The organism is Nocardioides donggukensis (assembly GCF_014842875.1).
In the GTDB taxonomy this organism is placed as follows: Bacteria; Actinomycetota; Actinomycetes; order Propionibacteriales; family Nocardioidaceae; genus Nocardioides; species Nocardioides donggukensis.
The window spans coordinates 492,584-515,145 of sequence record NZ_JACYXZ010000001.1 but is presented as its reverse complement, the minus strand read 5'-3'; the positions used below and the strand labels follow the sequence as shown (position 1 = coordinate 515,145).

The following is a 22,562-nucleotide window of genomic DNA, read 5'->3' as shown; positions in this document are numbered from 1 at the left end:
TCAGAGCTTGATCTCGATGTCGACGCCGGCAGGCAGGTCGAGACGCATGAGCGAGTCGACGGTCTTCGGCGTGGGGTCAATGATGTCGATGAGGCGCTTGTGGGTGCGCATCTCGAAGTGCTCGCGGGAGTCCTTGTACTTGTGGGGCGAGCGGATGACGCAGTACACGTTCTTCTCGGTCGGCAGCGGCACGGGGCCGGCGACCTTCGCACCCGTACGGGTGACGGTGTCCACGATCTTGCGCGCCGAGGTGTCGATCACCTCGTGGTCATAGGCCTTGAGCCTGATGCGGATCTTCTGTCCCGCCATAGGTCTCTCTCGTCCTTATCTCTAGTACCGGGCCTGGCCCGGCACCGCGTGCCTTCATTTCCCGACGCGGCTCCGGGTGAAGCCGCCCCGCCCGTGCCCCACCACTGTCCGACCCCCGCGGTCGGGCGTGTCGGCCTGGGTGGGCGCAACACGACACCGGATCCTGCGTGTAGTTGGTGGCGCCCGACGGTTCGTCGGGCTGATCGGGTCTCCAGGTTCGGTGCAGCCGCACGACGACACAGAACGCAGATCGATGGAGACGCGATTCAGTAGTCAAGGTGTGCCACACCCCGGCAACCCGCCGGAGCAACCTGACCATCTTGGCAGATCCCCCCGCCGGACACCAAATCGCTTCCGCAGACGCCACCGCGCCGCCCGGGAGACCCGGGCGGCGCGGCGTGGGGAGGGTCCGTCAGGAGGCCAGCACCGAGACGTCGTCGATGAGGAACGAGGTCTGCAGGTAGTAGTCCTCGGTGCCGCTGAACTTCAGGTTCACCGTCTGGCCCTTGTACGCCGAGAGGTCGATCGTCCGGGTCACGTAGCCGGAGGTCTCGTCCACGTTGGACCAGGTCCCGACCACCGTCGAGCCGACGTAGACCCGCAGCCGGTCGTAGGCGGTCGAGCCGGACTCGGCGGAGTCGATCCGGAGCTTGAAGGTCAGCGTCGCCGGGCCGGTGCCGGACGGGATCGAGACCGACTGGTTGACCTGCTCGGTGGAGGTGTTGCCGTAGCCGTTGAGCCAGACCTTCCGGGTGCCCGACGCCGCGGCGTACCCCGAGGTGGTGATCGTGCCGGTGTCGCCGCTCCAGCCGGTCGCGCCGGACTCGAAGTCCCCGTTCGTGACCAGCTCACCGCCGGTGGGCGGAGGGGTGCCGCCGCCGGTGGGGTCGGTGAAGAGGAGCCGGTTCGGCGAGCCCTTGACGTCGCTGATCTTGCCGGTGCTGGCCTTGCCGGTCAGGGCGTTCGTGACGGTCGTCGGGCTGGCACCGGGGTTGCCCTGGAGGTACAGCGCCGCCGCGCCGGCGACGTGCGGGGAGGCCATCGACGTGCCCGAGATCGTGTTCGTGGCCGAGCCGGAGCCGATCCAGGCCGACGTGATGCTGCTGCCGGGCGCGAACAGGTCGACGCACGAGCCCCAGTTGGAGAAGCTCGAGCGGGCGTCGGTGCTCGTGGAGGACGCGACGGTGATGGCCGACGCGGCCCGGGCCGGCGAGACGTTGCAGGCGTTCTGGTTCTCGTTGCCGGCCGCCACCGCGACCGTGACCCCGGCGTTGACCATCCGGCTCACGGCGTCGTCCGTGGCGGTGCTGGCGCCGCCGCCGAGGCTCATGTTGGCCACCTTCGGCGCGGAGCCGGTGCGGGTCGCGACCCAGTCCATCCCGGCGATGACGCCGGAGTTGGAGCCGCTGCCCTGGCAGTCGAGGACCCGGACCGGGATCACGGTCGCCTTCTTCGCGACGCCGTACGTCGTCCCGGCGACGGTGCCGGCCACGTGCGTCCCGTGCCCGTGGCAGTCGCCGGTCCCGCGACCGTCGCTGATCGCGGTGTAGCCGGACGCCACCCGGCCGGAGAACTCCTGGTGGGAGGCGTTCAGCCCGGTGTCGATGACGTAGGCGTTCACGCCCTGCCCGGTCGCGGAGTAGGTGTAGGTCCCCGAGAGCGGGCGGTCCCGCTGGTCGATCCGGTCCAGGCCCCAGGTCGCGTTGCTCTGGGTGTCCACCGTCTCCATCAGCTGGTCCTGCTCGACGTAGGCCACCTTCGGGTCGCGGCGCACCTTCGCGAGCTGGTCGGCGTCGAGCCGAGCGGCGTAGCCGCCCAGCCCGCGGAACGTCCGCTCCACCCGGGCACCGTGGCCCCGGGCCCGGTCCGCGGCGGCGCGGGTGGCGGCGGCGCCGTTGCCGCGCTCGAGCATGACGATGTACTGCCCGGCGATCGCACGGTCCGCCGTGACCAGCGGCGCCGGCTGCTCGTCCGGAGCCCCCGTCGCCGATGTGACCGTGCCGGCGCTCATGCCGAACACCGCGGCGGCCAGGGCCACCAATCCCGCTACCGACTTCCTCAACACCTGTGCTCCTCCCTACGGGCCTGTGGGCCCGGCCTGACACCGCCCGAGAACCGGCGGCGGGGTGACCGATGGCCACCTGCGCCCGAGCGTGTCAGCGGCGATGCGGGTGGGGGTAGCGGGAAAACCCTCGTTCCGACGCCGGGGTCCGACCTCAGCGGGCAAGGAGCTGGGCGACGATGAAGCCGACGCCCAGGAGGACCAGCACCGTCGTCTCCCGCACCGGACGGTCAAGCGGCCGGAACACCCGGTCCCGGGCTGGGTCGTAGACCAGTGCCGTGGACTCGCCCGCCGTGAACCGGTGCTGGCCGAACCTCGTCGGCTCGAGCACGGCCTCCACCCCGGTGAGGGGGTGCCGGTACGCCACACGGGGCGCGTAGGTCCGGCTGTTCCTCCCGGTCTGGGTCGACCTGCGCGAGAGCTCCTCGAGGACGGTGCCCGTGAACTCGACGGCACCGGGAGGGGTCCGGTGCGAGCGCAGCCGCCAGGTCGCGAACGCCAGGATCCCGAGCCCGATCAGGTAGCCGGCCATCGGCCCCTCACCCCCCGTCGACCCGGCGGTAGCACAGGTCGGTGATCGCCCGTCCGGCCTCGACGCCCTTGCGCTCGAAGCGGGTCACCGGACGCTCGGACCAGCGCTCCACGACGCCGCCCTCAAGGCGCGGCTCGGCGTCCAGCACGGCGCGCATCTGCTCGGCGTAGTGGGCCCAGTCGGTGGCCAGACGCCACCGGCCGCCCACCCGGAGGCGGGAGGCGATCAGCCGGGCGTTGTCCTGGGTCACCAGCCGACGCTTGTGGTGCCTGGTCTTGGGCCAGGGGTCGGGGAAGAACGTCCACACCTCGTCCAGCTCGCCCTCGCCGACGAGGTGCTCGAGCGACCAGATCGCGTCCACGCCACACATGCGGACGTTCGTCAGGCCGGCCTCCCCCAGCCGACCGACGCAGTCGGCGATGCCGGGGCGCCAGACCTCCAGGCCGAGGATGTCGGCCCCGGGTCGGGTCGCGGCCAGGGCGACGGTGGCCTCGCCGATGCCGCAGCCGATCTCCACGATCAGCGGGCGCCGGCCGTCGGCGTACCCGGGGTGGTCCGGACCCCCGAACTGCTCGGCCAGCCGGAAGTCGGGGTCTTCGACGGCGTCGTCCGGGATGACCAGCCGGTGGGCGTGGGCGTCCCACCCCTCCTGCTGGCGCGGCGTGAACCGGCTGCCCCGGCGCGAGTAGCTCAGCACCTCGCGCATCCGCCGGCCGTCCTCGGTGAGCCGCTGGTGCGGCCGCGCCGGTCGTACCTCGTTCATGCCGCCATTCTCTTCCATCTCGCTGGGGATCTCCGGTCCGCGCCGAGGCGCGAAGAGGCCCCGCCTCCCGGGAGGGAGACGGGGCCTCTCTGCTGGTGGATCAGTCGATCACTTGGTGATCTTGGTGACCCGGCCGGCGCCGACGGTGCGGCCACCCTCGCGGATCGCGAACCGCAGGCCCTCGTCCATGGCGATCGGCTGGATCAGCTCGACGGCCATCTCCGTGTTGTCACCCGGCATGACCATCTCGGTGCCCTCGGGGAGGGTCACGACGCCGGTCACGTCCGTGGTGCGGAAGTAGAACTGCGGGCGGTAGTTGTTGAAGAACGGCGTGTGACGGCCGCCCTCCTCCTTCGAGAGGATGTAGACGCTCGCCTCGAAGTTGGTGTGCGGGGTCGTGGTGCCCGGCTTGATGACGACCATGCCGCGCTCGACGTCCTCGCGCTTGGTGCCACGCAGGAGCAGCCCGACGTTCTCGCCGGCCTGGCCCTCGTCGAGCAGCTTGCGGAACATCTCGACGCCGGTCACGGTCGACTTCTGGGCCTTCTCGCGGATGCCGACGATCTCGACCTCCTCGTTGACCTTGACGATGCCGCGCTCGATGCGACCGGTGATCACGGTGCCACGACCGGTGATCGTGAAGACGTCCTCGACGGGCATGAGGAACGGCTTGTCGGTGTCGCGCTCGGGCTGCGGGATCCACTCGTCGACGGCCGTCATGAGCTCGGCGATCGAGTCGCCCCACTTGGCGTCCCCGTTGAGGGCCGGGAACGCGGCCACCCGGACGACGGGGATGTCGTCGCCGGCGAACTCGTACTCGGAGAGGAGCTCGCGCACCTCCATCTCGACGAGCTCGATGAGCTCCTCGTCGTCGACCATGTCGCACTTGTTGAGCGCCACGACCAGGGCCGGCACGCCGACCTGGCGGGCGAGCAGCACGTGCTCGCGGGTCTGCGGCATGGGACCGTCGGTCGCGGCCACGACCAGGATCGCGCCGTCCATCTGCGCGGCACCGGTGATCATGTTCTTGATGTAGTCCGCGTGACCCGGGCAGTCGACGTGGGCGTAGTGACGGTTCTCCGTCTGGTACTCCACGTGCGCGATCGAGATCGTGATGCCGCGCTGACGCTCCTCGGGAGCCTTGTCGATCTCATCGAACGGCGTGAACGGGTTCAGGTCCGGGTGCTTGTCGTGCAGCACCTTGGTGATCGCCGCGGTCAGCGTCGTCTTGCCATGGTCGATGTGACCGATGGTGCCGATGTTGATGTGCGGCTTGGTCCGCTCGAACTTCGCCTTAGCCACTGGGGGCTCCTCCTGGGTTGTGTGTTTCTTTGACTCGTGCTGGTTGGGTTACTGCTGCGCCGAGGGCTCGCGCCTGGGTCGGATGACTACTCGCCGCGGACCTTCTTGATGATCTCGTCGGCGACGTTCTGGGGAACCTCGGCGTACGAGTCGAACTCCATCGAGTACGACGCCTGACCGGAGGTCTTGGACCTCAGGTCGCCAACGTACCCGAACATCTCGGAGAGCGGCACGAGGGCGTTGACCACCCGGTCGCCGTGACGCTCCTCCATGCTCTGCACCTGCCCGCGACGGCTGTTGATGTCGCCGATCACGTCGCCCAGGTAGTCGTCCGGGGTGGTGACCTCGACCGCGAACATGGGCTCGAGCAGGACCGGCTTCGCCATGCGGGCGGCCTCCTTGAAGGCCTGGTTGCCGGCGATCTTGAACGCGAGCTCGGAGGAGTCCACGTCGTGGTACGCGCCGTCCTGCAGCGTGAACTTCACGTCGACCATGGGGTACCCGGCGAGCACGCCGAACTCCATGCCGTCCTGGCCGCCCTGGTCCACCGAGGGGATGTACTCCTTCGGCACCCGGCCGCCGGTCACCTTGTTGACGAACTCGTAGCCGCCGCCGACACCGGTCTCCGGGTCGATGTTGGGTCCGAGGTCGACGACGACCTTGGCGAACTGGCCGGAGCCACCGGTCTGCTTCTTGTGCGTGTAGCTGTGACCGGTGATCTCCTTGCGGAGCGTCTCGCGGTAGGCGACCTGCGGCTTGCCGACGGTGGCCTCGACCCGGAACTCGCGACGCATGCGGTCCACGAGGATGTCGAGGTGCAGCTCGCCCATGCCGGCGATGATCGTCTGACCGGTCTCCTCGTCGGACTTGACGGTGAACGTCGGGTCCTCGTCGGAGAGCCGCTGGATGGCCATGGAGAGCTTCTCCTGGTCACCCTTGGTCTTCGGCTCGATGGCGACCTCGATCACCGGGGCCGGGAACGACATCGACTCGAGCACGACCGGCTTCGAGGAGTCGCACAGGGTGTGCCCGGTCTTGGTCTCCTTGAGGCCCATCACGGCCACGATCTGGCCGGCGCCGACCGACGCGATCTCCTCACGCTTGTTGGCGTGCATCTGGTAGACCTTGCCGATCCGCTCCTTGCGGCCGGTGACCGAGTTCAGCACGCTCGTGCCCGCCTCCAGCTTGCCGGAGTAGACGCGCACGTAGATCAGCTTGCCGAGGTGCGGGTCGGAGGCGATCTTGTAGGCCAGGCCCGCGAACGGCTCGCTGTCGGAGGGCTTGCGGAGGATCTCCTCCTCCTCGTCGTTGACCGCGTGGCCGACGATGGCGTCCACGTCGAGCGGCGAGGGGAGGTACTTCACGACCGCGTCGAGCAGGGGCTGGACGCCCTTGTTCTTGAACGCGGTGCCGCACAGGACCGGGTTCAGCTTGTCGGCCAGGGTGGCGCGACGGATCGCGGCCTCGAGCTCCTCGACGGAGAACTCGCCCTCCTCGAGGTACTTCTCCATCACGGCGTCGTCGGCCTCGGCCAGCGTCTCCAGGAGCTTCTCGCGGTACTCCGCGGCCTGCTCGGCGAGCTCGGCCGGGATCTCCTCGATGTCGTAGTCCTCACCGATCTTGGTCTCGCCGCGCCAGGTCAGGGCACGCATGCCGACCAGGTCGACGACGCCGAGGAAGTCGGCCTCGGCACCGATCGGGAGCTGCAGGACCAGCGGGGTGGAGTTGAGGCGCTCGACCATCATGTCGACGCAGCGGAAGAAGTCCGCCCCGGTGCGGTCGAGCTTGTTGACGAAGCACATCCGGGGGACGGAGTACTTGTTCGCCTGGCGCCACACCGTCATCGTCTGCGGCTCGACGCCGGCCACGCCGTCGAACACCGCGACCGCGCCGTCGAGGACGCGCAGCGAGCGCTCGACCTCGGCGGTGAAGTCGACGTGCCCGGGGGTGTCGATGATGTTGACCTGGTGGTCCTTCCACCAGCAGGTGGTCGCGGCGGAGGTGATCGTGATGCCGCGCTCCTGCTCCTGCTCCATCCAGTCCATCGTGGCAGCGCCGTCGTGGACCTCACCGATCTTGTACGAGATGCCGGTGTAGAACAGGATCCGCTCGGTGGTGGTGGTCTTGCCGGCGTCGATGTGCGCCATGATGCCGATGTTGCGGACCTTGTGCAGGTCCGTGGTGATGTCGACAGCCACTGTGAGTCGCGTTCCTTACAAAGTTGGTGGATTGCGGGTGGGGGTGGGACCGGGACACCGTCGGCGTCCCGGTCGCACCGGCCTCACCAGCGGTAGTGGGCGAAGGCCTTGTTGGACTCGGCCATCTTGTGCGTGTCCTCGCGCTTCTTCACAGCGGCACCCAGGCCGTTGCTGGCGTCGAGGACCTCGTTCATCAGCCGCTCGGACATCGTCTTCTCACGACGGTCCGCGGCGTAGCCGACCAGCCAGCGCAGCGCGAGCGTGGTGCCGCGGGTGCCCTTGACCTCGATCGGGACCTGGTAGGTCGCACCGCCGACGCGGCGGGACTTGACCTCCAGGGCGGGCTTGACGTTGTCGAGCGCACGCTTGAGCGTGACGACCGGGTCGGTGCCGGTCTTCTCGCGGCAGCCCTCGAGGGCGCCGTACACGATCCGCTGGGCGACCTGCTTCTTGCCGTCGACCAGGACCTTGCTGACCAGCTGGGAGACCAGCGGGGAGCCGTAGACCGGATCGACGTCGATCGGCCGCTTCGGAGCGGGACCCTTGCGCGGCATCAGCTCTTCTCCTTCTTCGCGCCGTAGCGGCTACGAGCCTGCTTGCGGTTCTTCACACCCTGGGTGTCGAGGGACCCGCGGATGATCTTGTAGCGAACACCGGGGAGGTCCTTCACACGCCCACCACGGACGAGCACGATCGAGTGCTCCTGGAGGTTGTGCCCCACACCCGGGATGTACGCCGTGACCTCGACGCCGCTGGACAGGCGCACGCGGGCGACCTTGCGCAGGGCGGAGTTCGGCTTCTTCGGGGTGGTGGTGTAGACGCGGGTGCACACACCGCGTCGCTGGGGCGAACCCTTGAGGGCAGGCGTCTTGTTCTTCGACACCTTGTCCTGGCGGCCCTTGCGGACCAACTGCTGAATGGTGGGCACCGGGTGGTTCCCCTTCTTGTTCTCTCTCAGGACCCGGCACTCTGCCGGGAACGATGATCTGCTGTGGTGTCTGGGTGGTGCTGGTGCAACCTCGTCGCGCAGCACCCCCGCGGTCGGGAGTGTCGCCCTGCGCCCATCGCCGGAGACGGTGACCGCCCGGCGAGGCGCCTATTTTCGAGCACGCGCAACGGCCTGGTTGTCCCAGACACGAGGAGTCAATCTACCCGGCCACCCGACGGGGGTCAAAACGCGCCCCTGGCCCCGTTCGTGCCTCCAGAACAACCCCGCCGCGAGCAGCGTCCCGAGGATCGTCAGGGCCCCTCCCCCGAGCAGGGTCCAGCGGGCACCGAAGGTCTCGCCGATCCAGCCCACGAAGGGGGCGCCGGCCGGCGTGCCGCCCATGAAGATCATCAGGTAGAGCGCCATCACCCGACCCCGCATCCCGGCGTCGGTGTGCAGCTGCACGAAGGCGTTGGCGGCGGTGATCATCGTCAGCGCGCTGAGGCCGACGAGCGGGATGACCAGGGCGAAGACGAGGTACGACGGCGCCAGGCCGGCGACGATCTCGGTCAGCCCGAACAGCACCGCGGCCCCGACGATCAGCCGGTGCCGGACCCGCTCCCGTCGGGCGGCGAGCAGCGAGCCGGTCAGCGAGCCGACCGCCATGAACGTGCCGAGCAGGCCGTACTCGGTGGCGCCCTTCTCGAACACCTCGGTGGCCATCAGCGCGGAGGTCATCTGGAAGTTCAGGCCGAACGTGCCCGCGCAGAAGACGACGGCGAGCACCATCATCAGGTCGGGCCGGTTCCGGACGTAGCGGACGCCCTCCCGGATCATCCCCGGGGTGCGGGCCACCACGACGGCCGGGTCGAGGGCCGAGCGGTCCAGCTTCTGGAGGGCCAGGATCGGGGCGGAGTAGCTGAGCGCGTTGGCCAGCACCACCCAGCCGGTGGCCTCGACGCCGCCGCCGAGACCGGCGATCAGCAGCCCGGCCGCCGCCGGGCCGACGATCCGGGCGGCGTTGAAGCTGGCCGAGTTCAGGCCGACCGCATTGGTCAGCTCCGCGGGGTCGACCAGCTCGGAGACGAACGACTGGCGGGCCGGGGCGTCGAAGGCGGCCCCGGTGCCGAGCAGCAGCGCGAGGACGTAGACGTGCCAGATCTGGGCGGTGCCGGTGACCGCGAGCAGGCCCAGCACGAGGGCCGGGACCGCCATCATCAGGTTGGTGACCTGCAGCAGCCGCTGTTTGGGGACCCGGTCGGCAACCAGGCCGGCCACGGGCGAGAGCACGAGGAAGGGCAGGAACTGCAGGCCGGTCGTGATCCCAATCGCGGTGCCGCTGTTCGCGGTCAGCTGCAGGACCATCCAGTCCTGGGCGACCCGCTGCATCCAGGTGCCGGTGTTGGAGACGACGCCGCCCGCGGCGTACAGGCGGTAGTTGCGGTTCGCGAGCGCCCGGAAGGTGGGACTCAAGCCGAGGACAGCCTCTCCAGCAGGGGCGCCGCGGTGCGCAGCACCTCCCGCTCCTCGGGGGTCAGCTCGCGGAGCCGGTGCACCAGCCAGGCGTCGCGACGACGACGCTCCCGGGCGATCGCGTCCCGGCCGGCCCCGGAGAGCGCGACCAGCACCTGCCGGCCGTCGGTCTCGTGGGGCCGGCGGACGACGAAGCCGTCCTCGACCAGGCAGTTCACGGTCCTCGTCATGGACGGGGGCTGGACCCGCTCGTGCGTCGCCAGCTGCCCGACCGTCAGCTCGCCCTCGCGGGCGAGGGCGCCGAGGACCGAGAAGGCGGCCACGCTGAGGTCGACGGCCGGGTCCTGCTCGGTGCGCAGCCGACGGCCCAGCCGGGCGACCGAGACCCGCAGGACCGACGCCAGGCCGGCGTCGGTGCGGGCGATCTTCTCGACGGTGGGAGTCATGATAGTTAGCATAAGTCATTACCTGTGCTAACTATTCCCCGGGGTGGGTGACGGCTAGCATGACCGCGTGGAACAGCTGCTGCCGCCGGGGCCGGGCTCCGAGGTGGCCCTCGTGCCGTACGACGAGGACTGGCCGGCCGCCTTCGCCCGCGAGCGGGACCGGATCCGGGCGGCACTCGTCGGCGCCGAGGTCCACCACGTGGGCTCGACGTCGGTCCCGGGGCTGGTCGCCAAGCCGGTGCTCGACCTGGTCCTGGTCGTCGACGACCCCGCCGACGAGGCGGCGTACGTCCCGGCGCTGGTCCGGGTCGGGCTCGCACTCTCGCACCGCGAGCCGGAGTGGTTCGAGCACCGGCTGCTCAAGCGCACGGCACCGCGGGTGAACCTGCACGTCTTCGGCACCGGCTGCCCGGAGGTGGCGCGGATGCTGGCCTTCCGGGACCGACTGCGGGACGACCCGGGCGACCGGGCGCTCTACGCGCGGGTCAAGCGCGGCCTCGCGGAGCGGACCTGGCCGACGGTCCAGGACTACGCCGACACCAAGACCGCGGTGGTGGCCGAGATCATGACCCGCGCCGAGCCGCCCCCGCCGTGAGGGTCAGGTGAGCCAGCGGGTGATCGGGTCGATGGCGAAGTAGGCCACGAACAGGGCCGCGACCACCCACATCAGGGGGTGCACCTCGCGGACCTTGCCGACCACCAGCTTGATCAGCACGAAGGCGAGGAAGCCGGCGCCGATGCCGACGGTGATCGAGTACGTGAACGGCATCAGCACGATCGTCAGGAACGCCGGGATCGCGATCTCGACGTCGTCCCAGGCGATGCCGGTGACCTGCTGCATCATCAGGAAGCCGACCAGCACGAGCGCGGGGACCGCCGCCTCGGACGGGATCACCGCCACCAGCGGGGCGAGGAAGATCGTGAGCAGGAACAGCACGCCGGTGACCACCGAGGCCAGACCGGTGCGGGCCCCCTCGCCGACGCCGGAGGCGGACTCGATGTAGGAGGTGTTCGACGACACCCCCGCCGCACCGCCGGCCGCCGCGGCCAGCGAGTCGACGACCAGGATCCGCTGGGAGTTGGGCGGGGTGCCCTCCTCGTCCAGCAGGCCGGCCTCGGCGCCGATCGCGGTCATCGTGCCCATCGTGTCGAAGAAGTCCGCGAGCAGCAGCGTGAACACCAGCAGCAGCGCGGCGACCACGCCGACCGACTCGAACGACCCGAGCAGTGAGAACTCGCCGAGCGTCCCGAAGTCCGGCAGGTCGAGCACGTCGTCGGGCAGCGCCGGCACGGTGAGCGCCCAGCCACCGGCGTTCTGGGTGATCGAGCCGAGCTCGAGCACGGCCTCGAGGACCACCGCGACCAGCGTCGAGGCGGTGATCGCGATCAGGATGGCGCCGCGGACCCGGCGCACCCACAGGACGACGACGAGCGCGAGGCCGACCGCGAAGACCAGGACCGGCCACCCGGACAGGGTGCCGGCCGAGCCGAGCTGGACCGGCACCGTGGTGCCCGCGGCGTCGGGGATCCGCTGGACGAAGCCGGCGTCGACGAAGCCGATCAGGGCGATGAACAGGCCGATCCCCACGGAGATCGCGATCTTGAGCTGCGCGGGGACGGCGTGGAACACGGCCTTGCGGAAGCCGGTGAGGACCAGCACGAGGATCACCAGGCCCTCGAGGACGACCAGCCCCATCGCATCGGCCCACGACATCTGGCTGGCGATCGCGAACGCGACGAAGGCGTTCAGTCCCAGGCCGGTGGCCAGGGCCAGCGGGTAGTTGGCGACCACGCCCATGAGGATGGTCAGGACGCCGGCCACGAGCGCGGTACCGGCGGCGATCGCGGCCAGGTTGGAGCCGTCACCGGGCCCGCCGCCGAGGTAGTTGCCGTCGGCGTCGGCGGCGAAGCCGAGGATCAGCGGGTTGAGCACCACGATGTAGGCCATCGTGAAGAAGGTGACCACGCCGCCGCGCACCTCGCGGGTGATCGTGGAGCCACGCTCGGTGATGGCGAAGAAGCCGTCCAGGCCGCTGCGCCGAGCGCTCCTCGCCTCGCCGGACCCGGACCGTGTGGTGTCACTCGTCTCGCTCACGGGCGCATGGTTGCAGACGCACGGGTCCCGCGCACCCCCGCCGGTCGGCCTCCCACCGTGCGGGACCGCCCCGACCCGGGCGCCGACTAGGCTTGCCCCCGTGGAGGACCAGCCGAAGACGCACGAGATCGGGAACCGCACCTACATCGTCGCGGACGTCGAGCCGCTCGACGTCGACGGGGTGCGCACGCTCGAGGTCGGGTCGGTGCTGTGGCTGGTCGCCTTCCTGGCGCTGCTGCCGTTCTACGGCCGGCTCGAGGCGGACGGTCGCGGCTGGTGGGTGTGGACCTGCCTGGCCGGCTTCGGCCTCGGCCTGTTCGGCCTGGAGTACTGCCGCCGGCGGCGCCGCATGCGGGCGGCCGCGCGGGAGCGCCGGGACGGCGGGGCCCCGCCGCGCCGGCGCGGCTGAGCGCCGGAAGGCCAGCCGGCTAGAACGACTCCAGCTCGTCGGTGGCGAGCGTGTCGAAGACCGGGTCCGGCAGCGGCACCGGCTGGTGCTTCTTCGCCAGCTGGACCTCGGAGTGGGCACCGCAGCCGTGGTCGAAGGAGACCACCCGGCCGTCGTCGTTGGCGTTGCCGTTCGCGCAGACGCCGAACATCTCCCCGAGCGGACCGGCGATCCGGACCAGGAAGCCGCAGGTCGTGCAGGACGCGGGGGCGGACTGCGCGATGGGGGCGGCCGGGCCGCCGTCGCCGTCGTACCAGCGCTCGGCGGCGTCGTCGCGGCCCTCGACGGAGAGCGTCCGGACCCGGCCCAGGCCCAGCTCGCGGGCGACGGCGCGGACCTGGGCGCGGTCCTCGTCGCTCAGCAGCGGGTCGTCGCCGTCGTCACCGAAGGTGTAGGTCGGCACCAGGCGCGGGTCGTCGTCCTCGACCGGGAGCAGGTCGCCCGGGGAGAGGTCCCCCGGCTGCAGGCGCTCCTTCCACGGCACCCACTCGGGGGCGACGATGGAGTCGGGGCCGGGGAGCAGCACGATCTCGTCCACCGTGACGTGCTTCTGGCGCGGCGCCCGGGCGACCGTGACCGCCCAGCGCCAGCCGCGGTAGCCGGCCCGGGCGCAGGTGAAGTAGTGGCTGACCGCCCGCTCGTCCTCGACGTCGTGCCCGAGGTGGTCGCCGACGTCCCCCGCGCCGACCTGGGCGGCGAGGGCGTCCCGGGCCTCGTCCACCGCTCGGACAAGGGTGGCGTCGGGCTTGGTGCGGGTGCTGGCCATCACGTGCGTGATTGTGTCCCATGCGGAGGGTTCCTGTCTCGCCCGGGGGGTCGCCTGCGCCCGGCGCCGGTCAGCGGGCAGGATGGCCACATGACCGGCAGCCCACCCCCGGACGGCGACCCGGGCGCCCCGGACGGGCTCGCCGGGCCTCCGCCGGACCCGGCCTCGGCGCGGCCCGGCGACGCTTCCGCGCGGACCGACGACGCCTCCGCACGGCCCGGCGAGGCTTCCGCGCGGTCCGGCGAGGCCGCCGCGCGGACCGGTGAGGCCGCCGCCAAGATGGCCAGGGCGAGCGCCAAGGCGAGTGCCACCGGCGCCAAGGCCATGGCCCGTGGCACGGCCCGCGCCAGCCGGGCGACGTACCGGGTGGCGCGGCGGGCCTCGCACGCGGAGGGCGCCGGGGCCTCCGGGATGTACCGCCTGATCGAGCTGCACGCCTTCAACGCCGCCGGCGACACCGCGGTGGCGATATCCCTGGCCGGCACCCTGTTCTTCCAGGTGCCCACCGGCGAGGCCCGGGGGCAGGTGGCCCTGTTCCTCGGCCTGACGATGCTCCCGTTCGCGATCGTGGCGCCGCTCATCGGCCCGTTCCTGGACCGCTTCAGCCACGGCCGCCGCTGGGCGATCGGCTCCACGATGGCGATCCGGGCCCTGCTCTGCCTCGCCCTGGCGGCGGCGGTCGCCACCGACTCGACGTGGCTGTTCCCGGCCGCGCTCGGCGTGCTGGTCTCCTCGAAGGCGTACGGCGTGACGAAGGCGGCCGCCGCCCCCCGGCTGGTGCCGCCCGGCATCACACTGGTCAAGGCGAACGCCCGGATCTCGCTCGCCGGCGTCGTCGGAGCCGCCGTGTCCGCCCCCATCGCCGGGCTGCTGGCGACCATCGGCCCGTCCTGGTCGCTGCGCTACGGGTTCCTGGTCTTCGCCGCCGCGACCGTGCTGGCCATCCTGCTGCCGGCCAAGGTCGACTCCGCCGCCGGCGAGGCCCGGCTCGAGCTCATGGGCGGCCCGAGCGCACGCGGCACGTCCCGGCCGGGGCTGCGGATCCCCAGCCCGGTCGCCTTCGCGCTCCGGGCCAACTGCGGCCCCCGGTTCCTGTCCGGCTTCCTCACGATGTTCATGGCGTTCCTGCTGCGGGAGAACCCGATCGACGGCTGGGAGGACCGGCCGGAGCTGCTGCTCGGGCTGGTCATCGGCGCGGCCGGGCTCGGCAACACCCTCGGCATCGCGCTCGCCTCGCTGCTGAAGTCGGTCAACCCGGCGATCACGGTGGTCCTGGTGCTGCTCGCCGACGCCACCATGGCGCTGCTGGCGGCGGTCTTCTACGGCCTGGTGCCGCTGGCCCTGCTCGGCCTCACCGCGGGGCTGGCCCAGTCACTGGCCAAGCTGTCCCTGGACTCCACGATCCAAAGGCACGTGCACGACCGGGTGCAGACCAGCGCCTTCGCGCGCTCGGACACGATGCTCCAGCTGGCGTGGGTGGTCGGGGGCTTCGTGGGCATCGCGCTGCCGCTGAACCCGCACCTCGGCCTGGGCGTGGCCTTTGTGGCGCTCGCCGCCTGGGCGGTGTTCGTGCTCTCCTACCGGCCCGGCCGGCCACCGCGGCCCCGCACCGCCCCCGGCGGCATGCCCTGGCACCACGCCTGAGCCGCCCGGACTCCGACCGCCCGGGCTCCGAGACCCCGGACTCTGATGAATCGGGCTCCTACAGCTCGAGCTCGTCCGCGAGCGCGCGCAGCAGCTTGGCGGTCGGCTTGGCGGTGCGGGACTCCGGGTGCCGCCCACGGCGGTAGGTCTCCCCCACGTCGTCGAGCAGCCGGATCAGGTCCTCGACGATGCCGGCCATGTCCTCGGGCTTCTTGCGCTGCGCCTTCGACTGGTTCCGCGAGACCGAGGCGGGGGCGTCGAGCAGCCGCACCTGGAGCGCCTGGTCGCCCTTGCGACCCTGTGCGATGCCGAACTCGACCCGGGTGCCGGCCTTGAGCGTGGGTACGCCGTCGGGCAGCGCCTCGGCGCGCACGTAGACATCGGGGCCGTCCTCTTGGGAGAGGAAACCGAACCCCTTGTCCGCGTCGTACCACTTCACCTTGCCAGTGGGCACCTGTCGACCTCGTTCTCGAATCCGTGTGCGGGTGTGCAGACCGGTCAGCCTATGTCGGCGGCGGTGGCGGCGGCCAACGGGTTGTCGGCCCGGTCCGGCGCCAGGTCGTCGTTGAGCGACCCGGACCGGAAGCCGCGCCGGTCGAGCCCGGCCTCGGCGAAGCCGGCGGCCCGCACCGCCGCGCAGACCTCCTCGACCACACCGGCACCCGACCGGCCGGCCAGATCCCCGGCGACCAGGTCGGCGTCCAGCTCCACCGAGGCGTGGTCGTCACGGTCCCGGACCCGCAGGTCGGCGCTCTCGAGGCCGTGCCGGGCGAGCACCCGGCGGACCTCGGCCTCGGCCCGCTCCACCCGCGCCAGGCGGGCCGGGCTGATCTCGAGGCCGTAGGCGATGCGTGAGGAGAGGCAGGCCGCGGCCGGCTTCGCCCACGTGGGCAGCCCCCACCGCCGGGAGGCCTCCCGGACCTGGGCCTTGGTCAGCCCGGCGTCGGCCAGTGGCGTGATCGCCCCCCGCTCGGCGGCCGCCCGGATGCCGGGCCGGAAGCCGGCGACCACGTCGTCGGCGTTGGTGCCGGTCGCGACCTGCCGGAGCCCGTGCTCCTCCGCGAGCGGGCCGAGCACGTCGAGCAGCTCGGCCTTGCAGAAGTAGCAGCGCTGCCCGGAGTTGGCGCGGTAGCCCTCGCGCTCCATCTCGCGGGTGGCCGGGGTGAGCACCGGGATCCCCAGCGAGGCGGCGAAGTCGGCGGCCGGGCCACGCTCGGAGGCCGGCAGCGAGTCGGAGTACGCCGTCGCGGCCGCGACCCGGTCCGGCCCGAGCGCCCGCACGGCGGCCGCGAGGACCAGCGCCGAGTCGGCGCCCCCGGAGAAGGCGACGAGGACCGACTCCCGCCCGGCCAGGTCGGCCTCGAGGGCGGCCAGCCGGGTGGTCAGCAGGTGCTCCTCGAGCCAGTCGGGGAAGGCCAGCAGGTCGTCGAGCACGACATGGGTCCCGGCCGCCTCGAGCTCGGCCCGGGTCGAGCCCCCGGTGAGCACCGAGACGCTGGTCGCGCCGGCGGCCAGGGCGCCCTCGACGTCGTGGACGTGGTCGCCGACGTAGACCGAGGCCCCCTCGGCGCGCAGCACGTCGGCCTTGCCCACCCCCCACACCCAGCCCTCGACGTGGTCGACGTCCAGCCCCAGGTGGTCGACGTGGAGGCCGGCGTTGCGTGGGAACTTGCCGGTGACCAGCAGCACCCGCCCCCGCTGCCGACGGACCGCGGCGATCGCCTCGTGGGCGCCCGCCAGCACCGGGGTGGGCGCGATCGCGTGGTCGCGGTAGAGCTCGCGGAACCGGTCACCGGCCCCGGCGACCGCCTCCGGTGCCAGGTGGTCGGCGAGCAGGTGGTCCAGGGGCGGGCCGAGCCGACGGGTCAGGTCCTCGGCCGGGAAGGCCACCCCCAGCTCGTCGCCGAGCGCGGCCAGCGTCGCGGAGAACCCGGGCACGGTGTCGATCAGCGTCATGTCCAGGTCGAAGCCGACCACGAGGGGGTCCATGCCGCCAGCCTAGGCACGAGGACCGGACCGATCGGGTGCCACCCTCCGGCGGCCGGTCACCGGCCGGTTGATTCGTGCCGATCCGGGTGCCACGCTGGGACATTTGGGCCAGACTGTCCCCTCGCCGCTGCGTGGCGCGGGCACCGGTGCGGTGCGGACAGGGCCGAGGAAAGGGGGTGGGCACATGTGGGAGCGGTTCCGCTGGCTGCCTGCCCTGGTGGCCGCCTCGACCGTGGTCGCGGGCGGCCTGCCCACCGCCGCCACCGCTGCCGCCGCCTCGGAGTCTCCGCTTGGGGAGCGCCTCTACCTCGTCACGCTGGACGGCCCAGGCACCTCCGGGGGCACGAGCGGCGTCGACGCGGCGCGACTGCGCGCCGAGCAGGACGCCGTCCTGGAGCGGGTCGAGACGGACCAGCCGGTCTACCGCTGGACCACCGCCCTCAACGGCTTCGCCGTCGAGCTGACCCGCTTCGAGGCCGCCCGTCTGGCCGTCGCGCCCGGGGTCGCCCGGGTCGAGCCGTCCCGGGTCCGTCCGGTCGCCGGCACCGACGTCGCCGCGGCGGCCGCTCCCGCGCTCCGGCCCGGCGACCCGGAGAGCCCCGGGGGCTCACAGGGCTCAGGCGGTGAGGGCGTCGTGATCGGCTTCGTCGACACCGGCATCCACCCCGACAGCCCGGTGTTCGCCGGGACCGGCCGGCTCGGCCGCCGCCCGGACGGGTTCACCGGCTCCTGCCCCGCCGTGGACGGCTGGACCGGCGGCGACTGCTCCGCCAAGGTCCTCGGCGCCCGGCACTACCTTGCCGGGTTCGGGGCCGACCGGCTCAGCGCCTCGGCCTCGCAGTCGCCGTACGACGACGACGGGCACGGCTCGGAGGTGGCCTCGGTGGCGGCCGGGAACGCCGACGTGTCGGCGCTGTCCGGCGGCGAGGACCTCGGTCGCTTCTCCGGTGTCGCCCCGCGGGCCCGGATCGCGGTCTACAAGGCCTGCTGGTCGGCCCCCGACCCGGACGACGACGGCTGCTCCACCGCCGACGTGGTCGCGGCGATCGACCAGGCCACGGCCGACGGGGTGGACGTGCTCTCGGTCGCGGTGACCGGGTCGAGCGACCTCGACACCGTCGACCTGGCGCTGCTCGGGGCCGCCGAGGCGGACGTCGCGGTGGTGGCGGCGGCCGGCAACGACCTCCCCCGGGCCGGCAACGCCCAGCCGTGGGTGACGACCGTGGGCGGCACGACCGGTCCCGCGCGGCCCGGCGAGCTGCGCCTGACCGACGGCACCGTGATGCCCGGTGTCACGACCGGCGGCCGCCCCGTGGGTCCGGCCCGGGTCGTGCGCGGGGAGCAGATCCCGGCGCCCGGCAGCAGCCGCGAGGACGCCCGCCTCTGTGTGCCCGGCTCGCTGGACGCCGCCCGGGCCGCCGACAGCATCGTGGTCTGCGAGCGCGGCCGGGTCGCCCGCGTCGACAAGTCCTCCGCGGTGGACCTCGCCGACGGCCTCGGCATGGTCCTCACGAACACCCAGCCGCAGGACCTGTCGGCCGACCTGCACGCTGTGCCGACCCTGCACGTCGCCGTCGGCACCGCCGAGACCCTGCGGGCGCGGCTGCGGGACGGCGTGGTGCGGGCCCGGCTGGTCCCGACCGACGCGTCGAGCACCCGGCCGCGCGTGCTCGGCAGCTCCGCCGGCGGCGACCCCGGCGGCGCCGCCCTCAAGCCCGACCTGGTCGCCGCCGGCGCGGGGCTGCTCGCGGCCAGCTCCCCCGAGACCGGCGCCCGCTGGGCGCTGACCTCGGGGACGTCGGCCGCCACCGCCCAGGTGGCCGGCCTCACCGCCCGGCTCCGCAGCGACCGTCCCCAGTGGTCGGCGGCGCGGGTCCGCTCCGCCCTGATGACCTCCGCCGGTCGGGTCCCCAGTGACGTGCCCACCCTGCGCCAGGGCGCCGGCGCGCCCAGGGCCGGTGCGACCGCACCAGGCCTGGTGCTCGACGTCCCGTCCGGCGCCTACCGTCGCGCGCTCGAGGCCGGGGAGCCCGGTCGGCTCAACCTGCCCTCGGTGCTCGCCGACATCGGCTCCCGGCCGGTCACGCTGACCCGCCGGGTGACCAGCACGGCCGACCGCCCGACGTACTTCTCCTCGGGTGCCTCCGGCTTCGACCGGCACCGGGTCACGGTCACCCCCGAGGCGGTCCGGATCGCCCCGGGTGAGACCCGGACGTTCCGGGTGCGGGTGACCCCGACCGGCCGGGCCGGGGACACCGACTCCGGGTGGGTCACCTGGCGCGGCGCCGACGGCACCCGGGTCCGGCTCCCGGTCGCCCTGCGCTGAGGAGTCGCTGGCCCACGCTGAGGAGTCGCTGGCCCGCGCTCAGGCGTCGCTGGCCCGCGCTCAGGCGTCGCGGCGCTCGAACAGCGCGAGCGCCAGCACCATGAGCACCGCCGCGAACAGGCCGAACACCACGAGGCCACCGACCGCGTTCAGGGGGTCGCCGAACACCGCGTCGGCCGACGGCTCGCGCTGCATGATCCGGCCGCCGGCGTTGAACGGCAGGAACCGGGTCAGCTCCCGGTGCTCGCTGAGGCCCGGGATCGTGAAGATGCCCTTGACCACGGTCTCGATGGCCATCGGCCACAGGTACATCACCACCAGCGCGAAGGTCTGGTTGCGGACCAGGACGGTCAGGCTCATCACCACCCACGTCAGCAGCACCGTGTAGCCCATCCGGCGGACGACCGCCGCGGCCAGCGCCGGCAGGTCGACGTCGAGCCCGAGACCGGCCAGCCACAGGGCCGCGACGGCGAAGGACAGCAGGCAGGTCACCAGGACGACGGTGGCGGTCCAGCCGGCCGCGACGGCGTACTTCGCGGTCCACACGGCGCGGCGCTGCGGCACCGCGGTCAGGGTGGCCCGGATCATGCCGTGCCGGTACTCGTGCCCCCAGCTGAAGATCCCGATGATCGCGACGATGTAGGCCACCAGGTAGAACATCGGGTCGAAGTTGGAGAACTGGGTGGTCAGCATCTCCAGCACGATCAGCGAGTCGTCCGCGGACATCGCCTCGGCCACCATCTCGGCGCCCGAGAGCCGCAGCGCCATGGCCACCAGGAAGGTCAGCCCGACCCCCAGGACGACGGCTCCGATGCTGAGCCACCAGGTCGAGCGCAGGGTGGTGATCCGCCGCCACTCGTAGGCGAACGCGTCGCTCATGCCCGTCCTCCCTCGTGGTGGCCCGCGCCGCGGGCCCGGAACTCCTCGTCCCCACCGGTCAGCTCGAGGAAGACGTCCTCGAGCGAGGCCTGCTGCGCAGTGAGCCCGTGCACCCGGATCCGGTGCTCGAACGCCAGGTCGCCCACCTCCTGGGCGCTCAGCCCGGTCACGGACACCTCGCCGTCGTCGGTGGCCTGCACCGACCCGGTGCCGGCGAGCCGCGCGCCCACCAAGGAGGCCAGCTCGCGGGCCTGCGGGGTGCGCACCAGCACCCGGTTGCCGGCGCTGCGGCCGGTGAGCTCGGCGACCGGGCCGTGGGTGATCAGACGGCCCCGGCCCAGCACGACCAGCTCGTCGGCCATCAGCGCCATCTCGCTGAGCAGGTGGCTGGAGACGAGGACCGAGCGCCCCTCGGAGGCCAGCCGCTTGAGCAGGTCGCGCATCCAGCGGATGCCCTGCGGGTCGAGGCCGTTGGCCGGCTCGTCGAGGATCAGCGTGTGCGGGTCCCCCAGCAGCGCCGCCGCCAGGCCGAGCCGCTGGCCCATGCCCATCGAGAACGTCGACGGCTTCTTGCGGGCGACCTCGGAGAGGCCGACCAGCCCGAGCACCTCGTCGACCCGGCGGTCCGGGATCCGGTGTCCGGCCGCCAGCACCCGCAGGTGGTTGCGCGCGGTGCGGGTCGGGTGGAACGGCTTGGCCTCGAGGAGCGCCCCGACCTCGCGCATCGGCTGCCGGATGGTGTCGAACGGCCGGCCGTCGAACGTCGTGCTCCCGGCTCCGCGGTCCAGCCCGAGCATCAGCCGCATCGTGGTGGACTTGCCGGCCCCGTTCGGGCCGAGGAAGCCGGTCACGGTGCCGGGGCGGACGTCGAAGGACAGGTCCGTCACCGCCGGCTTGCCGCCGTAGCTCTTGCCCAGGCCCCGGGCCTCGATCACCGCCATCAGCGGTCCCCCTCATTCGTCGTCGCTGCCGCGCCACAGCGTCTCGTGCCCGGCACCGGAAGGCAGGATCGACACGCCACACGCGAGGGCAGGCGCGGTCAGACCCGCCGGCACCGTTGGGCCGGAGCCGCCGGCGCGGCCGTCACCGGGACGGGATCGCAGGCGGCCACGGCGGCACCAGGGCCGGCTGGTCCACCCGGGAGACCCGCACCAGGCCGTCGTTCATCGCGAAGTGCGAGCTCTCCCACGAGTCCGCGACCAGCAGCATGGTGGCCACCACGTCCGTGAGCGACCGCTCGACCCAGGTGGAGGCGTCCCGGCCGTCGAGGACGACCGTCCCCCCGTCGCGCAGCGCCAGCTCCGCGCAGGCCGCCCCGCGGAGCAGGATCCTGGAGGGTCCCTCGTCCAGGCCCAGGAGGACGAACGCCGGCAGCTCCCGCAGGCCGTCGACGATCAGGGAGTCGAGCACCTCGTCGAAGCCGGCACCGTCGTGGGCCAGCTCCCACAGCCCGGCCACCCGGGCCTTCAGCTCCGGGGGGAGCAGCACCCCGACCCGCTCGCCGAACAGGGCGAACCAGTCCCCCGGGCGGTAGGACCGCGTGGCCCGGCTGCCCTCCGCGTGGGCGTGGGTCATGGCGCTGCCCCCTGATCCTCGTCGTGACCGGGGTCGCGCACGAGGGCGCCCCCTCCCCGGTCCCGGTCATCCCACCACATCGACGACGACGGCGCTGGCGTTGTCCTCACCACCGGCGGCGAGCGCGGCCTCGACCAGACCGGCTGCGGCGTCCCGGGCCCGGTCCGCGGCACCGACGATCCGCGCCATCTCGGCGTGGGAGAGCATGCCGCTGACCCCGTCCGAGCAGAGCACGAGGCGGCCGGGCCCCAGCGGGAGCTCGAAGAGGTCCGGCCCGGCCGAGAAGGCCTCGCCGCCCAGGGCCCGGGTCACCACGTGCCGAGCGGGGTGCCGGCGGGCCTCGCCCTCGTCGATCTCGCCGGCGGTCACCAGCTCCTGGACCAGCGAGTGGTCCACGGTGAGCTGCGCGAGCCGGTCGTCCTCGAGCCGGTAGGCACGCGAGTCGCCGAGGTTGGCGACCAGCCACCGCTCCTCACCGGGGCCGGCGTCGTCGCAGAGCAGCGCGGCCACCACCGTGGTGCCGGTGCGCCACTCGCGGGCGCCGGAGGCCCGCTGCTCGGCGGTGTAGGCCTGGATCCGCCGCTGGCACTCGGCCAGGGCGCCGCTCACGGCCGCCGCCCCACGGCGTACGTCGTAGCGCTCCTCGCCGAGCCGGGCGAACTCCTCCACGACGATGCTGCTGGCCACCTCGCCGCCCTGGTGGCCGCCCATGCCGTCGGCGACGACGAAGACCGGGTCGGCCGCCAGGCAGGCGTCCTCGTTCACCTCGCGCACGTGCCCGACGTCAGTCGCGGCACCGCTCTCCAGGTGGACCATGGGCCTGCCTT

General features: G+C 72.5%; 22 protein-coding genes. 4 read left to right on the top strand and 18 right to left on the bottom strand.

The window, feature by feature from the left end; genetic code table 11:
- The 10 genes from rpsJ to IE331_RS02470 form a co-directional block, all read right to left on the bottom strand.
- Window positions 1-309, bottom strand: coding sequence for a 30S ribosomal protein S10 (gene rpsJ, locus IE331_RS02515; protein WP_008360994.1), 309 nt, complete (start codon window positions 307-309; stop codon window positions 1-3).
- A gap of 412 nt (window positions 310-721) precedes the next feature.
- Complete coding sequence (locus IE331_RS02510; protein ID WP_201930942.1) at window positions 722-2,371, bottom strand: S8 family serine peptidase; 1,650 nt, start codon at window positions 2,369-2,371, stop codon at window positions 722-724.
- A gap of 154 nt (window positions 2,372-2,525) precedes the next feature.
- The gene (locus IE331_RS02505; protein WP_192140151.1) at window positions 2,526-2,903 is read right to left on the bottom strand and encodes a hypothetical protein; all 378 of its coding nucleotides are present in this window, start codon (window positions 2,901-2,903) and stop codon (window positions 2,526-2,528) included.
- Window positions 2,904-2,910: 7 nt separating this feature from the next.
- Entirely contained in the window at window positions 2,911-3,666 is a 756-nt protein-coding gene (gene trmB, locus IE331_RS02500) for a tRNA (guanosine(46)-N7)-methyltransferase TrmB (RefSeq protein ID WP_192140149.1), read from the bottom strand.
- Window positions 3,667-3,774: 108 nt separating this feature from the next.
- Window positions 3,775-4,968 carry an elongation factor Tu gene (tuf, locus tag IE331_RS02495; RefSeq protein ID WP_192140147.1) on the bottom strand — a complete coding sequence of 398 codons (1,194 nt, stop codon included), beginning with the start codon at window positions 4,966-4,968 and terminating at the stop codon, window positions 3,775-3,777.
- 86 nt (window positions 4,969-5,054) lie between these two features.
- Window positions 5,055-7,166 (bottom strand): elongation factor G, encoded by a 2,112-nt coding sequence (gene fusA, locus IE331_RS02490; protein ID WP_192140145.1) that lies wholly within the window; start codon window positions 7,164-7,166, stop codon window positions 5,055-5,057.
- An 83-nt stretch (window positions 7,167-7,249) separates the two neighbouring features.
- Window positions 7,250-7,720 (bottom strand): 30S ribosomal protein S7, encoded by a 471-nt coding sequence (gene rpsG, locus IE331_RS02485; protein ID WP_192140143.1) that lies wholly within the window; start codon window positions 7,718-7,720, stop codon window positions 7,250-7,252.
- Window positions 7,720-8,094, bottom strand: coding sequence for a 30S ribosomal protein S12 (gene rpsL / locus IE331_RS02480; protein ID WP_056681807.1), 375 nt, complete (start codon window positions 8,092-8,094; stop codon window positions 7,720-7,722). The genes rpsG and rpsL overlap by 1 nt, the downstream gene beginning before the upstream one ends.
- Before the next feature lie 168 nt (window positions 8,095-8,262).
- Window positions 8,263-9,567 carry an MFS transporter gene (locus IE331_RS02475; RefSeq protein ID WP_192140141.1) on the bottom strand — a complete coding sequence of 435 codons (1,305 nt, stop codon included), beginning with the start codon at window positions 9,565-9,567 and terminating at the stop codon, window positions 8,263-8,265.
- Entirely contained in the window at window positions 9,564-10,013 is a 450-nt protein-coding gene (locus tag IE331_RS02470; protein WP_192140139.1) for a MarR family winged helix-turn-helix transcriptional regulator, read from the bottom strand. Before IE331_RS02470 ends, IE331_RS02475 begins: the two co-directional genes overlap by 4 nt.
- Before the next feature lie 67 nt (window positions 10,014-10,080).
- Here IE331_RS02470 and IE331_RS02465 point away from each other — a divergent pair, with 67 nt between their 5' ends.
- Window positions 10,081-10,608: a GrpB family protein gene (locus IE331_RS02465; protein WP_192140137.1), complete on the top strand. Its 528-nt coding sequence runs from the start codon at window positions 10,081-10,083 to the stop codon at window positions 10,606-10,608.
- Between the two features lie 3 nt (window positions 10,609-10,611).
- On the opposite strand, the gene IE331_RS02460 is transcribed toward IE331_RS02465, so the two are convergent.
- Complete coding sequence (locus tag IE331_RS02460; protein ID WP_192140136.1) at window positions 10,612-12,108, bottom strand: NCS2 family permease; 1,497 nt, start codon at window positions 12,106-12,108, stop codon at window positions 10,612-10,614.
- 100 nt (window positions 12,109-12,208) lie between these two features.
- On the opposite strand from IE331_RS02460, the gene IE331_RS16880 reads away from it, so the two are divergent.
- Window positions 12,209-12,517 (top strand): DUF2530 domain-containing protein, encoded by a 309-nt coding sequence (locus IE331_RS16880; protein ID WP_201930940.1) that lies wholly within the window; start codon window positions 12,209-12,211, stop codon window positions 12,515-12,517.
- Window positions 12,518-12,536: 19 nt separating this feature from the next.
- Here the strand turns inward: IE331_RS16880 and IE331_RS02450 are convergent, their stop codons facing one another.
- A complete protein-coding gene (locus tag IE331_RS02450; RefSeq protein WP_192141638.1) occupies window positions 12,537-13,322 on the bottom strand; it encodes a DUF3027 domain-containing protein in 786 nt (261 codons plus the stop codon).
- A 90-nt stretch (window positions 13,323-13,412) separates the two neighbouring features.
- Here IE331_RS02450 and IE331_RS02445 point away from each other — a divergent pair, with 90 nt between their 5' ends.
- Window positions 13,413-14,966 carry an MFS transporter gene (locus tag IE331_RS02445; protein WP_201930936.1) on the top strand — a complete coding sequence of 518 codons (1,554 nt, stop codon included), beginning with the start codon at window positions 13,413-13,415 and terminating at the stop codon, window positions 14,964-14,966.
- 58 nt (window positions 14,967-15,024) lie between these two features.
- On the opposite strand, the gene IE331_RS02440 is transcribed toward IE331_RS02445, so the two are convergent.
- The gene (locus IE331_RS02440) at window positions 15,025-15,420 is read right to left on the bottom strand and encodes a cold-shock protein (RefSeq protein WP_192140132.1); all 396 of its coding nucleotides are present in this window, start codon (window positions 15,418-15,420) and stop codon (window positions 15,025-15,027) included.
- A gap of 44 nt (window positions 15,421-15,464) precedes the next feature.
- On the bottom strand, window positions 15,465-16,955 hold the full coding sequence (locus IE331_RS02435) for an HAD hydrolase-like protein (RefSeq protein WP_225579332.1): 1,491 nt from the start codon (window positions 16,953-16,955) through the stop codon (window positions 15,465-15,467).
- A 184-nt stretch (window positions 16,956-17,139) separates the two neighbouring features.
- Here IE331_RS02435 and IE331_RS02430 point away from each other — a divergent pair, with 184 nt between their 5' ends.
- Window positions 17,140-19,281: a S8 family serine peptidase gene (locus IE331_RS02430; RefSeq protein ID WP_192140130.1), complete on the top strand. Its 2,142-nt coding sequence runs from the start codon at window positions 17,140-17,142 to the stop codon at window positions 19,279-19,281.
- A 60-nt stretch (window positions 19,282-19,341) separates the two neighbouring features.
- Here the strand turns inward: IE331_RS02430 and IE331_RS02425 are convergent, their stop codons facing one another.
- The 4 genes from IE331_RS02425 to IE331_RS02410 all read right to left on the bottom strand — a co-directional run bounded on the left by IE331_RS02425 (window position 19,342) and on the right by IE331_RS02410 (window position 22,551).
- Window positions 19,342-20,160, bottom strand: a complete 819-nt coding sequence (locus IE331_RS02425; RefSeq protein WP_192140128.1) for an ABC-2 transporter permease — start codon at window positions 20,158-20,160, stop codon at window positions 19,342-19,344.
- Entirely contained in the window at window positions 20,157-21,101 is a 945-nt protein-coding gene (locus IE331_RS02420) for an ATP-binding cassette domain-containing protein (protein WP_201930934.1), read from the bottom strand. Before IE331_RS02420 ends, IE331_RS02425 begins: the two co-directional genes overlap by 4 nt.
- 142 nt (window positions 21,102-21,243) lie before the next feature.
- Window positions 21,244-21,735 (bottom strand): hypothetical protein, encoded by a 492-nt coding sequence (locus tag IE331_RS02415; protein ID WP_192140126.1) that lies wholly within the window; start codon window positions 21,733-21,735, stop codon window positions 21,244-21,246.
- A 66-nt stretch (window positions 21,736-21,801) separates the two neighbouring features.
- A complete protein-coding gene (locus tag IE331_RS02410) occupies window positions 21,802-22,551 on the bottom strand; it encodes a PP2C family protein-serine/threonine phosphatase (protein ID WP_192140124.1) in 750 nt (249 codons plus the stop codon).
- Between the last annotated feature and the right edge of the window lie 11 nt (window positions 22,552-22,562).

Coding starts and splice junctions, on each gene's coding strand:
- rpsJ (WP_008360994.1), bottom strand. CDS start 309: ATGGCGGGACAGAAGATCCGCATCAGGCTCAAGGCCTATGACCACGAG.
- IE331_RS02505 (WP_192140151.1), bottom strand. CDS start 2,903: ATGGCCGGCTACCTGATCGGGCTCGGGATCCTGGCGTTCGCGACCTGG.
- trmB (WP_192140149.1), bottom strand. CDS start 3,666: ATGAACGAGGTACGACCGGCGCGGCCGCACCAGCGGCTCACCGAGGAC.
- rpsG (WP_192140143.1), bottom strand. CDS start 7,720: ATGCCGCGCAAGGGTCCCGCTCCGAAGCGGCCGATCGACGTCGATCCG.
- IE331_RS02470 (WP_192140139.1), bottom strand. CDS start 10,013: ATGACTCCCACCGTCGAGAAGATCGCCCGCACCGACGCCGGCCTGGCG.
- IE331_RS02450 (WP_192141638.1), bottom strand. CDS start 13,322: ATGGCCAGCACCCGCACCAAGCCCGACGCCACCCTTGTCCGAGCGGTG.
- IE331_RS02445 (WP_201930936.1), top strand. CDS start 13,413: ATGACCGGCAGCCCACCCCCGGACGGCGACCCGGGCGCCCCGGACGGG.
- IE331_RS02435 (WP_225579332.1), bottom strand. CDS start 16,955: ATGGACCCCCTCGTGGTCGGCTTCGACCTGGACATGACGCTGATCGAC.
- IE331_RS02430 (WP_192140130.1), top strand. CDS start 17,140: ATGTGGGAGCGGTTCCGCTGGCTGCCTGCCCTGGTGGCCGCCTCGACC.
- IE331_RS02425 (WP_192140128.1), bottom strand. CDS start 20,160: ATGAGCGACGCGTTCGCCTACGAGTGGCGGCGGATCACCACCCTGCGC.
- IE331_RS02420 (WP_201930934.1), bottom strand. CDS start 21,101: ATGGCGGTGATCGAGGCCCGGGGCCTGGGCAAGAGCTACGGCGGCAAG.
- IE331_RS02415 (WP_192140126.1), bottom strand. CDS start 21,735: ATGACCCACGCCCACGCGGAGGGCAGCCGGGCCACGCGGTCCTACCGC.
- IE331_RS02410 (WP_192140124.1), bottom strand. CDS start 22,551: ATGGTCCACCTGGAGAGCGGTGCCGCGACTGACGTCGGGCACGTGCGC.